The sequence below is a fragment of the Methylocella sp. genome (genome assembly GCA_037200525.1).
GTDB lineage: Bacteria > Pseudomonadota > Alphaproteobacteria > Rhizobiales > Beijerinckiaceae > Methylocapsa.
In genome coordinates this window covers 2,374,747-2,388,961 of the sequence record JBBCGG010000001.1, presented here as the reverse complement: position 1 = coordinate 2,388,961, position 14,215 = coordinate 2,374,747, and the positions used below count along the sequence as shown (strand labels likewise).

Genomic DNA, 14,215 nt, shown 5'->3' with positions numbered 1-14,215 from the left:
GGCGGTGAGTGGCGCCAAAATTCGACGTTACCATCAGCACGCGGTCCATTTCCGAGCTGCCCGGACTCGAAGCCTTACACCACCCCGCTCCCAATAGCGCTGATCCTTGGTCCGGCCCAGGGCCTGACGCCATCAACCCGTGAAGGGTCCGCTACGCGAGCGTGCGGCCTCTTCGGCTTCGCCTGCGCGGTGATTGCGGCCCTGGGCCGGACACATCGGGCGCCTGTCGCGCGGGGATGGTCCCCGCCTCCAAGACAGGAGCCGGAACGATGTCTCAAGCCCTTTCGATCGCTCACGCACGTGGTTGGAACCTCGCCACCACCTTGATGGTCTGCATCACCGTCTTTCACGTCGGCAACGGCGAATACGGCGTCATGCCGTCAGCCGAATATGACGGCGACCCAGCCACGATCATTCATGAATTCGACCCCTTCCAACCCTGAAGGGGCACCGGTCGCACCAAGCGGCGGCGGAAATCCCACCCAGATTTCCGCTGCCACCCTACATCACCTTCGGCTATACTCGGCAGTGCGCCATGGTGGTGGTGGTGGGCGCGACCGTTCGACCCTTTGTCACGGAGACATCCACCATGCTCGTCATCGGACTTGTTCTGAGCGTTGCCGCCATCGGCTTCCTCTGCTGGCTGCTGTTCACGCTCGCGGTTTACGCGCTCCCATTCTTCGCGGGCCTGACAGCGGGACTCGCCGCCTTCCACAGCGGCTCGGGCGTCATCGGCGCGCTTGTTGTCGGCGTTCTCGCTGGCGGCGCGACCCTGGCGATCGGGCAGATCGCCTTCGCGACGGTGCGAACGCCGCTCATCCGCGCCGCAATCGCGCTCCTCTTCGCCGTGCCGGCCGCCATCGCAGGCTACCACGCGACGTTTGGGCTCGCCCATATCGGCGTGCCGTCCGAAGGCTGGCGCGAGGCCTTCGCGGTTGTCGGCGCTGTCCTTGTCGGTGGCACGGCCTGGGCGCGCATGTCGCTGTTTGTCCCGCCACATGTCGATCGGCGGGGCGCTGGAGGTCCGGCATCGTTTCCATTGGCGGGAGCGACCCGGGACGGGTGAGCCTGGGCCGTCCTCATCGTCGAAGATGTTGAATTTCGGTGCGGTGAATGGGGCTCGTTCGCGTGACCGGTAACGCCAAGGCCTTCGTTTGAGCGCTCGGGTTGGCCGGCGCCTCGAGGCCGACTGAGACACGTTCCATCGGCAGCGGCGCCGTCCGCACGGATAGCCGCGTCATGAGTTCGTCCTTTCTGAACGCCAGGGCTTCCTTTTCTTCGCCTGGAAAGCCAAGCCTCTTGTGCGGGACGTTCGACGTCCGCCACGTCTTCTCCCGAGGATGCTGTTCGGCGTGCGGACCACACGGCCTCTCCATGGCTTGATCTGGCCGAAGGACGGCTGCGCCTCGATCGCCTGAGACGCAACGGCGGACGGATCGACTTTCTTCCCCTGGCCTTTGGCCATTCCTCGCGAGGCAAGAAAGTCTACCGCCGCCATCCTCCGCTGCGCTCCGGCCCGCGAACGGGTGCGTCGTCGATCGCCTTCGGCTTCCCGATCGCCATCGAGGCCGCGGTGGTCGCGGGCTCGAAACAGCTAAGGAGAAGTGACATGGCCAACATCGGTTCCTTCAAGAAGTCCGGCAGCGAGTTCCAGGGCGAGATCGTCACCCTGAGCGTCCAGACGAAGAATGTCCGCATCGTCCCCGAGACCAACCGAGCCAACGACAACGCCCCCAGCCATCGGATCTATGTCGGCCGTGCCGAGATCGGAGCCGCTTGGTCGAAGCGCTCCAACGAGGGCCGCGACTATCTCTCGGTCAAGCTGGACGATCCGAGCTTCAACGCGCCGATCTACGCCAACCTCTTCGACGATGAGGACGGCGATGGCTACACCCTCATCTGGTCCCGCGGCCGCAAGGCCAACGGCGACTAAGCCGGACCAGCGAGCCCTGCCCGGAACGACCGGGCGGGGCCTTCGGCTTACAAAGGCACCTACGGAGACGACGAGTCTTCAGGCTCGGCAAGGTCGCCGCCAACCTCGAAGTCTTCGTTGAGCAGATCGGCCGGCTTCACCCCAAGCGCCTGCGCCGCGAGCCACATCGTCAACAACGTGACGTTCTGCTGGCCACGCTCCATACTGCTCACGTGAGCGCGATCGACGCCCATACGTACAGCGACGGCCTCTTGGCTGAGGCCGGCTTGCATGCGAAATCGGCGAAAGTTTCCTCCGAACAAATGTCGAATATCCATCCACAGGATGGACACCAATCGCGTATTATGGCGCTACGCATTATAATACGCGGAGCCCTGCCCAACCGGCTTGGCCATCGATGCGTTCCAGGTTCGAGAGCCCAGTTTGGATTGGTCCTCTATCACGGGAAGACACGAGAAGATCATGCCCTCGCCGCCGGCCCCTCCCATCGCCGACATCGCCCCAACACAAGCCCAGCTGACGGACTATGACCGGGCGCATCTGACGACCTATCTTCGGCTGCTTGACGCAGCGTCCGAGGGGGCGCCCTGGGAGGAAGTGGCGCGCATCGTGCTTGAACTCGACCCAGTGCTGGAACCGGACCGCGCGCGCCGCGCCCACGAGACGCATCTGGCGCGCGCCCTTTGGCTCACAGAGCACGGCTATCGCGATCTGCTACGCTCAGCGCACTGACAGCGACGAGCGGCGGATCTGGCGTCAGTCTTCCATCAGACACGGCATCCCGAGTTTACGTCGATCCTGAAAGCCGCCGATCCGATTTCGGCATGGCGCGATGCCGATTCGCGACCTGCAAACTTCGCGACTAAGGACACAGATCAGACGTTTACAACCCCAGACAACCCGTCAATTCCTCAGAGGAGACAGGCCCATGTCGAAGGAGGATTGGCGGTCACGAGCCGCCTACCAATACGCCACTGCCATGGATCCAGCCGGCCTCGCCTGGGAGTTCCTGCGCCGCAACTCTGACTATCGAGTTGCCTTCGACACTGCCCCAGCCCAAGCCGACGACGGGACCGATGGCCCCGCCCGGCGCTGGGGGTTACGAATTCCTGGCTGACCCAAACCGACGCGCCGCTGACTCCCCGGTCTTCTGGCGCGCTGACGAACTGGCGTCGGTCATTGTTCTTACAGCGGCGCCGGCCGTAACGGGAACGCCCTCGATCTTGCTCGCGGATTTGCCGGGCGAACTCATCCGGCGCGATGCCGAGGATGGCGCGCATCTGCTGCTCAGAGACGACGCGACCAGTCACCAGTTGTGGCTGATCGATCCGCCGAGAAGTGCGACGCCGGTGGTAGCGCTCATCGCGCTCGACCTCACGGCGCCGCAGCGCGCCGACGCGACTCTGCGCTTTTGGCGGCACGTCGCGCATGGGCGACCTCGAACACCGCCAAGCCCGCCTAATCGCATCGACCGCTTGGTCTTCGCCCTTCGCGCGCTCGACGCTCGGCTCGCCGGCGCCAGCTACCGCGCCATCGCCGAAGCGCTCTTCGGCCCAGGCCGTCTCGACTCTGAACCCTGGAAGACTTCGTCCCTCCGCGACACGGTCATCCGTTTGGCGCGCACCGGCTTCGCCATGACGCGCGGCGGCTACCGCAATCTACTCGGTCCGCGCCGGCCGGATTGATCCGGCGGCACTCAAGATAGGCGTGACCGTGCGGGGTGGCGAATTCCGCCCTCCCCATCTTCGCCATCCCCCAGCGCCCGCGCGCTTCGCCACCGTGATCCCTGACGGCCGCCGTTATCCGGCTGCCCCCGACAGGACCACGGAGGTTCCCCATGTCTCCAAATCTTGCCGGCTTACCGCCGCGCAACCTACGCACGCCCGAGGCCGCCCGCTTTGTCGGCCTTTCAATCCGCACGCTGGAGAAGCACCGCATCTACGGCACGGGGCCGCGCTATTCGAAGCTCGGCGGTCGCGTCGTCTATCGCGTCGAAGACCTTCAGGCCTGGGTCGATCTCGGAGCCAAGGCATCGACATCCGATCCCGGCGTCGGGACCGTGCTGCCGGCGAAGCGTCAAACGCCCGTCACGCCGGCCCCTGCCAGCCAAGCCCGACGCTGAGCCCCGCCGGTCATGTCCGTGCGCCATCGCACCCGCTCCGAACGCGAGCAACTGGAACTTTTCCGGGCTCTACCTGGCGATCTCGCACCGAGGGACGCGCAGGATCTGATGGCCTATCCGTTCTTCAGCCTCGCCAAGACCCATCGCACGACGCCGATCGATTTCCGCATGAACGAGATCGCCATCCGCGTCGAGGCGGTGCCCGAGCACGGCATGGCGACCATCTGGGACGCCGACGTGCTGATCTGGGCCGCGAGCCAGATCGTCGAAGCGCGCGACGCCGGCTTGCGCACCTCGCGCCTGATGGCGGCGACGCCGCGCGAAATCCTGACCTTCACCGGCCGCGGCACAGGCGCGCGTGACTATCACCGGCTGAAGGCGGCGCTGGATCGATTGCAATCGACGACCGTGGCGACCTCGCTGCGCCAGGTCAGCGAGCGGCGCATGCACCGCTTCTCCTGGATCAACGAATGGACCGAGCGGGCCGATGCACACGGCAATGCCGATGGCATCGATCTCATCGTGCCGGATTGGTTCTATCGTGCGGTCCTCGACGACGCGCTCGTGCTCACCATCGACCCTGCGTATTTCAGCCTGACGGGCGGCCTGGAACGATGGCTCTACCGTCTGGTCCGCAAGCACGCCGGACGCCAGCGGGGTGGCTGGCGGTTCGATTTTCGGCACCTCCACGTCAAGTCGGCGAGCCTGTCGCCGTTCAAGCGCTTCGCGTTCGAACTACGCGACATTGCCCGCCGCCAGCCGCTGCCGGGCTATCGCCTCGTCGTCGAGCGCGAGACCGGCGGACGCGAGTTGCTGGCATTCACGCCGACGAAGTTATCCACAGCCCCCTGTGGACAACCTGTGGAAGCGCACGTGCTATCGGGAACCAATGGGCACGTGCCATCAGGAACCGGACCCACGTGCTATCAGGAACCCAGACAGGCAAATTCACTAGGCCGATCAACCGGTTCCGAGCCGCCTAACTTAGAGTCTAACCTAGAAGAATCTAACTCTTCTGTTGTTGGCCACCGCCGCGATCGGTGGAAAACCGACAGGAGCGCCCGATGATCGTGGCGCTCCTCAACCAGAAAGGCGGCGTCGGCAAGACGACGCTCGCCCTGCATCTCGCCGGCGAATGGGCCCGGAAAGGGAAAAGAGTCACCCTGATCGATGCCGATCCGCAAGGCTCGGCGCTTGACTGGTCGGAGCAGCGGGCAAGGGAGGGGCTACCGAGGCTGTTCGGCGTCATCGGCCTGGCGCGCGACACCTTGCACCGCGAAGCCCCCGAACTGGCCCGCGACGCCGACCACGTCGTCATCGACGGGCCGCCGCGCGTCGCTGGCCTGATGCGTTCGGCGTTGCTTGCCGCCGACGTCGTTTTGGTCCCCGCCCAGCCATCGCCGTTTGATGGCTGGGCATCGGTCGAGATGCTGAAGCTGATCGCCGAGGCGCGCATCTTCCGGCCGCAGATCGTCGCCCGCTTTGTCCTGAACCGCTGCGCCGCGCGCACGATCATCGCCCGCGAGACCGCCGAAGCGCTCGCCGAACACGATCCTCCGGTGCTCGCGGCGAGGATTGGCCAGCGTGTCGTTTTCGCCGACGCCGCGCAGTCCGGTCGCCTCGTCTTCGACATCGACGAGACCAGTCCGGCCGCGCGCGAGATCACCGCTCTCGCCGAAGAAATCGGGAGCCTCGTTCGATGACCGCGCGCGCACCCAGGCGCGGTTTTGCCTCCCGTCCCGGCGACGCCGACAGTTGGGTGAAAGCGCCGGACGTGACCGCGGCGCGCGATCCGGACGCGCAATCCTATACCGCCCGGCTGACCATCGACGTCACACCCGAGTTGCGAGGCCGGATCAAGGTCACTGCTTTCCGGCGGGGCGTGACGGTCGCGGACATGCTGCGCGCCCTGCTGCTGCGCGAGTTCCCCGAAGACGGCGGAGGCGCGGCATGAGCCCAGCGCCTGACCCTTTCACCCATGTCGAACTGACCTGGATCGAGAAGCGCATCGAGCACTGGATCCGGTTCGGCCACGACGTCAGCGAGAAGATTCTCGACCGTCGCCGCCGCGTCCTCAGCTTCGCGCCCGGCAGCATCCTCGCCTATATCCGCTGGGCCTCGAACGATTTCGGCACCGTCGTCTCGCGCATCGACATTCTGCGCGCCGTCCATCCCGGCGAGGCGTTCTCGACCGTGCCGTATGTGCGCCCCGGCGGCGAAATCCTCTTGCGCCTGTCCGGCTGGCCGAAGGTCGAGCGCGTGCTGCACGCGATCGACGCCGTCGAAGCGCTCGGCATCGATCCAACCGACGCCGCTCCCGATCATTGGCGGCATGTCCACAATCGCCTGATCGCCGGCGACGAGCCGCGGCCGTACGCGCGCGATCAACATTCCGCATGGCTCAAGCGTCGGAGGATCGCGTCATGACGCGTTTCGGAGCAGTGATGGTGACGTATTTCGCGACGATGGCGATAGGCGTTTCCGCTTTCGTTCATCCGGCGCCGAAGCTGATCTGGAACGCCAGCGCCAGCGTGCCAATCGGGCTGTATCGCGTGCAACCGGCCGGCGACCTGCAGGTCACCGAACTGGTCGTGGTGCGGCCGCCGGCACCGCTGGCGAACTTCCTCGCCGAGCGCGGCTACCTGCCCAAGAGCGTGCCCCTCCTGAAGCGAATCCTCGCGCTCCCCGGACAAACCGTCTGCCGCTCGGGTCGCACCATCACCGTCGATTCCACCGTCATGGGCGAGGCGCTCGACCACGATCGCCGGGGGCGCGATCTCCCCGCCTGGCAAGGCTGCCGCGTCATTGCCGAGGGTCAGGTCTTCCTCATGAACTGGCAGTCCGAGGACTCCCTCGACGGCCGGTATTTCGGGCCGCTGCCGGCGACAAGCATCGTCGGTGAAGCGGCGCCGCTCTGGACCGACGAGGAGCAATGACCGTGTCTCAGTCCTGCCCGCGCACAGCCCTTCAACGCCACCCATCCCGCCCGATCTCTTCCTCCTTCCCGGCCTTACCGCCCGTCGTCGAGCGCTGCTCGATCGCCAGGCTCACGCGCGGTTGGCGGCAGCTCCTTTGCGGCGGGATCGCGGTCGCGCTGTTGACCGGCGGCGGCGGCGTCGCCTACGCCGAACCAGTCGCCGCGAAGCCTCCGAGCGTCGCCACGACGGTTGATCGTCTTGCAGCCTTCGTGGCCGAAGCCTCACAGCGCTTCGGCATTCCGGCGTCCTGGATACGCGCCGTAATGCGAGCCGAAAGCCTCGGCGACGTGCGGGCTCTGTCGCCCAAAGGCGCCATGGGCTTGATGCAGATCATGCCGGCAACATGGGCCGGTCTGCGTCTTCGCTATGGCCTCGGCGCTAATCCATACGATGCGCACGACAACATCATCGCCGGCGCGGCGTATCTGCGGGAACTGCATGATCGCTACGGCGCGCCCGGTTTTCTTGCCGCCTACAACGCCGGCCCGGCACGCTACAAAGACCACTTGGCGACAGGCCGACCGCTGCCCGCCGAGACGCGCGCCTACGTCGCTCTTCTCGCCCCGCTGATTGGCGGCGGCTCGGTTGATGACGCGATAGTTGTCGCCGTTGTGGCCCGTTCCTGGACACAAGCGCCCCTGTTCGCGGCGCGCGCGGAGAACAGCCCGGCGCGCGCCCAACCATCATCCGCCCCGCCATCGGGACAGCCGTCGATCGGCGGAACAGCGCAGGATTGGACCGCGCTCACCCCGCAATCCGACGGCCTGTTCGTCAGGACGTCCGCGCGGAATCCGCCGCCATGAGCGAGATCGGGCTTCATCGCGGTCTGGCGGGCTTTGGCGTGGGTTTGAGTGTCGGACTGGGGGTGCAGGGGAACACGACCAACGGACGGCAAGGGAAAAGCGCCGCCTCCGGACGGGCGCATGTGGTTGGTTTTGTTGACTATTTCAGGAACTTCGAGAACCTGCCTTGCTGGCGCTCCGGCTGGAATATCCAACGATTTCAATCCCCCGAGCGCCATCGCCTGTCCCCGGAGGGGCCTCCTTCGCCATGACCGGCCGTGACAACGACCTCAACATCCGGCCAGGCCGCATCCGGCACGGGAACCAAGGCGCCAAGCGTCCCAAGAGCTTTGTCGGCGAGGTCATGCGAGCCGCGAAGAAGGCCGGCCATGTCGGTGAGAGCTTCGGCCGCGGGAAGTCCGGCGCCAGCCGTTCGCGCTTTGGCCGAGGCCGGCGCGCGGCGCTCTCCTTGTCGCTGCGTTCGACGTCGCGACGCGTGGTGATGAAGGCGCGCGTCGTACGTCACCACGGGACGCGCTTTCGTTCGGCACCACTCCCCAAGCACATCACCTATCTGAAGCGCGAGGGCGTCACGCGGGACGGCGCCGATGCCCGGATGTTCGATGCAAACTCGGAGGTCGCGGACGAGCGCGCTTTCGCCGAACGGTGCGAGGACGACCGCCATCATTTCCGGTTCATCATTTCGCCGGAAGACGCCGCGGAGCTGGAGAGCCTCCGTGGCTTCACGCGCGAGCTGATGGCCGACGTCGAACGCGACCTCGGCACCAAGCTAGACTGGGTGGCGGTCGATCACTGGAACACCGACAATCCGCACGTCCACGTCCTGATCCGCGGCCGCGCCGACGACGGCCAGGACCTCGTCATCAGCCGCGACTACATCAGCCGGGGCTTCCGTGATCGCGCCGCCGAGCGAGTCACCCTGGAGCTGGGGCCACGCAGCGAGCAAGAGATCCGATCGGCTCTGGAGAAGGAGGTCGAGGCCGAACGCTGGACCAGTCTCGACCGGGCGCTGCGCAACATCGCGGATGACACCGCCGGCGTCGCCGATCTCCGCCCCGGTGCCTCGGACGAAGACCCCGAGCTGCGACGGCTGATGCTCGGCCGCGCCGCGAAGCTCGAACGGCTCGGACTCGCCGAGCAAGTCGGGACGGCACGTTGGACGTTGAAGCCCGGCCTCGAGCAGACGTTGCGCGACCTTTCCATCCGCGGCGACATCATCAAAACCATGCACCGCGCCATGACCGGCGCTGGCCACGAGCCGGATGTGTCCAGCTTCGCCCTGCATGGCGACGACGGCGGAGATCCGGTTCTCGGCCGGCTGGTCGCGCGCGGGCTGCACGACGAGCTAAAAGGATCGGCTTACGCGATCGTTGAGGGCGTCGATGGACGCACCCATCATCTCCGCTTCTCCGACCTGGAGATGACCGGCGACGCCAAGCCCGGCGCGATCGTCGAAGCTCGCGCCTATGAGGAGGCGGACGGACGCAAGCGCCTGTCTCTCGCCACTCGGTCCGACTTCACCATTGAGGCGCAGATCACCGCGTCAGGGGCGACCTGGATCGATCGGCAGCTTCTCGCCCGTGAGCCGGCGACCGGCGGCGGCGGATTCGGCGCCGACGTGCGCGAGGCGATGGACCGCCGTGTCGATCACCTCATCGAGGAAGGTCTGGCGCGGCGGCAGGGCCAGAGGGTCGTCTTCGCGCGCGATCTGCTCGACACGTTGAGGCGGCGCGAGCTTGACGGGGTGTCCTCAAAACTGGTCGCTGAGACTGGCCTCGCGCATCGCCCGTCCGCCGAAGGCGAGCACGTCGCCGGCGTCTATCGCCACCGCGTCACGCTCGCGTCGGGGCGGTTCGCCATGATCGATGATGGTCTCGGCTTCCAGCTTGTTCCGTGGCGGCCGGCGCTGGAGCAGCACCTCGGTCGGCAGGTGAGCGGCGTGGTGGCGCCGGGCGGAAATGTAGATTGGTCCTCCGGACGCCGGCGAGGGCTGGGCATTTAGAGCGGACTGACGGCTGCGATTTCGGTGAAGCTTGTCCGTCCTACTTCATTTCTCCTTCATTTCTCGAAACCTCTCCCGAAATTCGCTTGGAACCGTCGCGGGCACCGCGTCGCATGCAGCGGCCAAGACCTCGCCGATCTTGCGCCAACCCGTCGATGCGCTCGCGCAGGCCTGCAACAGCGCCGGAACGGTCAGCGCCGGCGTGCGCAGCAGGAAGCTCTGCGCGGACAGTCGCTGCCAGCCGCTCGTCACGAGATGCTCGATTTCCGGGAGGACATACGATCCAGTCGCCGCCTGCGCCCGATCATTTGTCCAGTAGTTATGAATCGTCAGAAGCTCTGCGGGCCGGGTGGCGCTGTCGATCGCGACCTTGACTGACGCCGCGCCCTGCCATGGCCAGGACATCGATGCGTCCCGTACAGCCTTCTCGGCATCCACCGTGTTCTTCACGAAGAGATCGCCGACAAATGTTAGCCATGGAGTGACGGCCGCGGACAGGCCGGCACGTGCCGCGCTGGCCGCCCAGAGCGCCAGCATCTGCTCCGTGACAGCCTCTCGCGCTGCCAGGACGAAGATGCCGTTCAGCATTCCGCACAAGATCAGTTCGGCGTCCAGTTGCCCGCGATCAAACGGCGGCGCGCAAGCCGGCAGCGGATCGGCAGCTTCGAGACCGTCCTCCTTGTAGTAGAGGCGGCAAAGGGTGAAGGATTCCGCCCAATCGCCGACCACCTCCACCAGATCGTCGAGCACGGCGCTTCGCAAGCGACGCTGCAGCCGCAACTGGTTGAACGAAAGGCGCACCACGCCGTAGATCGAAGTCTTGAGCCGCGCCTCGTGGGCGTGGAACTGCGCGTCGCCCAGCCCGGCGACGAATTCGAATTCGAGAAGCTCCACCCACATTATGTCGCTGGACGTCGAAGGAAGCCTGGCTGCCTTGACCGGCTCCAAGCTGCTGCAACAGGCTGGCGGCGGCGCTTCAAAACCCACAGGCAGCTTGCCGGCAGTCGTGTTCGCCATCCACATCAACGTGTGGCCGGCGCGCTTGCGCAGCAGATAGATATTGTCGTCGGTTTCATCGGGGGCCAGCCGGTCAATCGCGCAAACGCCTTCGATCAGACATGCCAGCGCGGCGCCATTGTCGCCGCCTTTCCAGCGCGCATAGCCTTCATCGACGAGGAGACCGGCACAATAGATCGCCTGGTTGACGTCGTCCGCCAAGCCGCGGGCGCTTTGTAGCCAGTCTGCCGCCTCTGTCCATCCATCCAGCCGCGCGGCGGCGACGGCCGCCAGGCGATGCGAGAAGGTCTGCTGGAGATCGAACTCGTCTGTGGGCCTCCAGCTCGGAAGCAGCCTGCGCCAAATGGCGAGCGCCTCGGCGGCGTCACCCTTGCCCAGCAATATCGCTGCCCGTCCGTCTTCCTGGCCGGGTGACCATCCGATCTCGGCGGCCATCGCATTCGCCACCCGGAGCGCTTCCACCGGATCCTTCAGATCTTGGTCCGTGATGCGGGCGATCGTGCGTGCGGCCCCCTGGGCCAAGCCGGGCAGGCCGCACCGTCGCCCGAGCGCATAGGCTCGACGGAGAACATCGCGGGCTGCCAACCAGTCCGGGGCTGCGGCCCTGAGTTCGGCCAGCCAGATGCGCTCCAAGACGATCTGCGCCGTGGATTCCTGTCCGCCAACAAACCACAGAAGGCGGCGCACCTCCGGCGCGTCCAGCGGCTCGCACGCATCCATGAGCACCCCGAGCGCATGCCGGTCGACCAGGTGCGGCGTCAAAGTGAATCCGGCGACGGACGCCATGTCCGGCGCGCCGTCCGGCCCCGTCAAAACCTGATCGAACTCCGGTCCGTGAGCTTCGGCGAGCATGTCCGCCAACTCGTCGGTCAGGCGAATATACTCAAGCCCGATCGACACGAGTTGCGCGACGGGGAGAGTGACCTCGGTGCGCAGCAGCACCTGCGCCAGGAAGAAATAGCGCGCCAGCCGCAGTGGTGCGCCCGCCACGTCCGCCGGCAGTTCTTCATCCATGCAGGCGATGATCGCGCGGGCGCCTCTATCATTTTTGGCCGCGGCGGCGAGCCGAAACTGCAGCAGGCGGATCAGGAACAGGGAGAAGCGATCGGTCTCGGGGCGTGCAGCCGTGCCGACGCCGACCAGCACGAACCAGTCAGCGCTCGTTGCCAGCGCGTCCCATGTCTCGTTGTCCGACTGGAGGATGCCGAACGACAGGCGCGCCACGGAGGCCCAGTCCCGGCCCGCAATGCCATGGAACAGGATCGCCGACACGTCGGTCGGCGACAAGGTGCGGAAGCCCAGCATGGCGCGGGCGATCCCACAATGCATCCCCGTCGCCCAGTCCTCGCCCTGGACGTCCTTGCCAACCTCGCGCAGCAGAGGCGAAACCCGGTAGAGTCCCTCCGCCGCGACCTCCACCCACGGTCCGACCAGCCCGTCGAACACAAGACCCGGCTCACCGATGGGCGCCGGCTGGCGCGCGATCGCGAGCACTTGCTGAAGCGGCAGGGCCTGCACTGTAAGGCTCAAGCGGTAAATGAGCTCTCGCGTCGGCCCGTCGAGCGTTGCGATCAACCGACGCGCTTCCGCGCGCGCTTCGACCACATCGGACGGCGTCGCCGCCAGGCTTTCCAGATCAGGCGTCGGGAAACCCTGCGCCTCGAGCGCGGCGATGCGGGCATGCACGAGCTGCGCATGGCCGCTGGTGTGGAGCGCGATGAACGTCGCCCACCATCCTGCGACCTTGGGCGCCGGACAGCCCCGTGCGATCAAGAACTCGGTGATCTCGTCCCGACTGAAAGCCGGAATCGGCAGCATGCCGTCGGCTGGCAAGGCGAGCGCGAGTGCCAGTCGCTGCGACAGCACGGCGGCCGAGGTGATCACCAGATGACCGCCCCGATCGCCCAGGATCGTCTTGATCCGTGTCAGAGGTGTCTCCAACGGCCGCGGATCCGGCGGGAGCTCGATATCATCCAACACCACATGCGTGAGGCCGCTTTCCACGGTCAATTCCGTGACGACGCGATCGAGCAGGCCTGCGAGCACGGCCGAATTGACGCCGCGCAGATCGACCCAGCCCCAGCTTGAGGTGGCCGCCGCCACATGACCGGCGGCAGCGATGGACTTCCCCACGCCTGTACCGCCCTGCAGGACCAGGATTGGATGGACGGCCAACCGCCGTTCGATGTCGCCCAGAACGGCCCCTCTGGCGTAATAGCGTGACGGCAATGGCGGGGCGCGGCCAACCGCCGAACGCGTGCCACCAACGGCCTGGGGAAGCGCGCCATCCGCTCCCAGTGTCGCCAGATGCTGCGGAATGATGGCGAGCAACGCGTTGTAGGTGGCGGCCGGCATCGATACGTGCGTCCGCGCATGGAATACCCGCAGCAGCTCGGCCCGCGTCAGAAATCGGTCCTTTTGGCGCGTCGCCGTCCCATAGGCGATCTCGTAAAGATGCGCCGCGACGTCCTCCGACTTGTCGGGCGTGACCCCCATGGTTTGGCCCAGGACGACGAGCCGGTCCTTGATCTCCCGAATGACCTCCGGCGCTTCCTCGGCCTCGGTGTCCCACTCAACCGTCGCGATAAGTCCTTCCCAGATCGCCGCATCCGATCCTGCCTGCAGGAACGCCCGGACGGGGGCGGAAACCTTCCCCTCTGCCACCAGGAACGTGGCAATCGCCCGCGCGTCCCTGTGGCGCTCCGCCTCGTCGTCCAACAATCGGGCGTTGCGCCACAGGTGCAATCCGCCAACACCGTCGCCGAACGGAGCGCCCTGTTCTACCGTGATGCACGATGTCGTCAGGAACCGAAACCGGATCGACCGTGTCGGATTGCGCTGTCGATGGGCCCAGGCATTGTCGATCGCCTCGATCACGTCCCCGGACCTCAGGGTGATGTTGCCCTGGACGTCCTTGACCTGGATGGTCTCTGCGGCCGAGCCGCTGACGCGGTCGATGTCCTCCGCGCCTTCCAGGTAGAGCCTCTCTGCGTCATCCAGATGGATCCAGGCGAGAACGCTGCGCCATACCTGGGTCCAGTAACCGCGCATCGACGCCGCCGCTTCCCGAGCGGGGTCGTTGACTAGAGGCTGGTTCTCGTCCGAGCTTGCCATACGGCCGATGATCTCGCGTCCACAATCTTACAGCAACTGCAATAGGCAATGCCGGACGGCCGCGGTTGTGGGCGTTTCATAGGATTGAGCGTTGGAGTCTCGGTCCGCTAAGCGTCCGCGCGTCGAACCATAACACCGGTTCGGCTGATCCACATCCAAGGTCGGCGACGGTTCGATATCTGCCACGTGAACTGTCCGATTTCTTCGCTGCCATATCCCAGCACCCCCGTATTGGCTCTTTGAGCT

At 66.1% G+C, this 14,215-nt stretch carries 17 protein-coding genes; 15 read left to right on the top strand and 2 right to left on the bottom strand.

All coding sequences use genetic code 11. The annotated features are described in order from the left end of the window. Nucleotides 1-269: 269 nt before the first annotated feature. The 3 genes from WDN46_11730 to WDN46_11720 all read left to right on the top strand — a co-directional run bounded on the left by WDN46_11730 (nt 270) and on the right by WDN46_11720 (nt 1,933). On the top strand, nt 270-443 hold the full coding sequence (locus WDN46_11730; GenBank protein ID MEJ0094074.1) for a hypothetical protein: 174 nt from the start codon (nt 270-272) through the stop codon (nt 441-443). Nucleotides 444-535: 92 nt separating this feature from the next. Beyond that, the gene (locus WDN46_11725; protein MEJ0094073.1) at nt 536-1,066 is read left to right on the top strand and encodes a hypothetical protein; all 531 of its coding nucleotides are present in this window, start codon (nt 536-538) and stop codon (nt 1,064-1,066) included. A gap of 543 nt (nt 1,067-1,609) precedes the next feature. After that, nucleotides 1,610-1,933, top strand: coding sequence for a DUF736 domain-containing protein (locus WDN46_11720; GenBank protein ID MEJ0094072.1), 324 nt, complete (start codon nt 1,610-1,612; stop codon nt 1,931-1,933). 59 nt (nt 1,934-1,992) lie between these two features. Here WDN46_11720 and WDN46_11715 read toward each other — a convergent pair whose 3' ends face one another. Continuing rightward, nucleotides 1,993-2,250 carry a helix-turn-helix transcriptional regulator gene (locus tag WDN46_11715; protein MEJ0094071.1) on the bottom strand — a complete coding sequence of 86 codons (258 nt, stop codon included), beginning with the start codon at nt 2,248-2,250 and terminating at the stop codon, nt 1,993-1,995. Nucleotides 2,251-2,395: 145 nt separating this feature from the next. Here WDN46_11715 and WDN46_11710 point away from each other — a divergent pair, with 145 nt between their 5' ends. The 12 genes from WDN46_11710 to WDN46_11655 all read left to right on the top strand — a co-directional run bounded on the left by WDN46_11710 (nt 2,396) and on the right by WDN46_11655 (nt 9,838). Beyond that, a complete protein-coding gene (locus tag WDN46_11710) occupies nt 2,396-2,665 on the top strand; it encodes a DUF2285 domain-containing protein (GenBank protein ID MEJ0094070.1) in 270 nt (89 codons plus the stop codon). 100 nt (nt 2,666-2,765) lie between these two features. Further along, nucleotides 2,766-3,050: a DUF6499 domain-containing protein gene (locus tag WDN46_11705; protein MEJ0094069.1), complete on the top strand. Its 285-nt coding sequence runs from the start codon at nt 2,766-2,768 to the stop codon at nt 3,048-3,050. Next, nucleotides 3,010-3,618: a DUF2285 domain-containing protein gene (locus WDN46_11700; protein ID MEJ0094068.1), complete on the top strand. Its 609-nt coding sequence runs from the start codon at nt 3,010-3,012 to the stop codon at nt 3,616-3,618. Before WDN46_11705 ends, WDN46_11700 begins: the two co-directional genes overlap by 41 nt. 152 nt (nt 3,619-3,770) lie before the next feature. Then, nucleotides 3,771-4,055, top strand: a complete 285-nt coding sequence (locus WDN46_11695; GenBank protein MEJ0094067.1) for a helix-turn-helix domain-containing protein — start codon at nt 3,771-3,773, stop codon at nt 4,053-4,055. Between the two features lie 12 nt (nt 4,056-4,067). Then, complete coding sequence (locus tag WDN46_11690) at nt 4,068-5,123, top strand: replication initiator protein A (protein ID MEJ0094066.1); 1,056 nt, start codon at nt 4,068-4,070, stop codon at nt 5,121-5,123. Next, nucleotides 5,120-5,758: a ParA family partition ATPase gene (gene parA / locus WDN46_11685; GenBank protein MEJ0094065.1), complete on the top strand. Its 639-nt coding sequence runs from the start codon at nt 5,120-5,122 to the stop codon at nt 5,756-5,758. Before WDN46_11690 ends, parA begins: the two co-directional genes overlap by 4 nt. Beyond that, a complete protein-coding gene (locus WDN46_11680) occupies nt 5,755-6,009 on the top strand; it encodes a hypothetical protein (GenBank protein MEJ0094064.1) in 255 nt (84 codons plus the stop codon). The genes parA and WDN46_11680 overlap by 4 nt, the downstream gene beginning before the upstream one ends. After that, entirely contained in the window at nt 6,006-6,482 is a 477-nt protein-coding gene (locus WDN46_11675) for a DUF2840 domain-containing protein (protein ID MEJ0094063.1), read from the top strand. The genes WDN46_11680 and WDN46_11675 overlap by 4 nt, the downstream gene beginning before the upstream one ends. Further along, nucleotides 6,479-6,991, top strand: a complete 513-nt coding sequence (locus WDN46_11670) for a S26 family signal peptidase (protein ID MEJ0094062.1) — start codon at nt 6,479-6,481, stop codon at nt 6,989-6,991. The genes WDN46_11675 and WDN46_11670 overlap by 4 nt, the downstream gene beginning before the upstream one ends. After that, on the top strand, nt 6,988-7,836 hold the full coding sequence (locus tag WDN46_11665) for a lytic transglycosylase domain-containing protein (GenBank protein MEJ0094061.1): 849 nt from the start codon (nt 6,988-6,990) through the stop codon (nt 7,834-7,836). The genes WDN46_11670 and WDN46_11665 overlap by 4 nt, the downstream gene beginning before the upstream one ends. Beyond that, complete coding sequence (locus tag WDN46_11660; GenBank protein ID MEJ0094060.1) at nt 7,833-8,087, top strand: hypothetical protein; 255 nt, start codon at nt 7,833-7,835, stop codon at nt 8,085-8,087. The genes WDN46_11665 and WDN46_11660 overlap by 4 nt, the downstream gene beginning before the upstream one ends. Next, nucleotides 8,084-9,838, top strand: a complete 1,755-nt coding sequence (locus tag WDN46_11655) for a DUF3363 domain-containing protein (GenBank protein MEJ0094059.1) — start codon at nt 8,084-8,086, stop codon at nt 9,836-9,838. The genes WDN46_11660 and WDN46_11655 overlap by 4 nt, the downstream gene beginning before the upstream one ends. A 45-nt stretch (nt 9,839-9,883) precedes the next feature. Here WDN46_11655 and WDN46_11650 read toward each other — a convergent pair whose 3' ends face one another. Next, nucleotides 9,884-13,969, bottom strand: coding sequence for a hypothetical protein (locus WDN46_11650; GenBank protein ID MEJ0094058.1), 4,086 nt, complete (start codon nt 13,967-13,969; stop codon nt 9,884-9,886). Nucleotides 13,970-14,215: the final 246 nt, after the last annotated feature.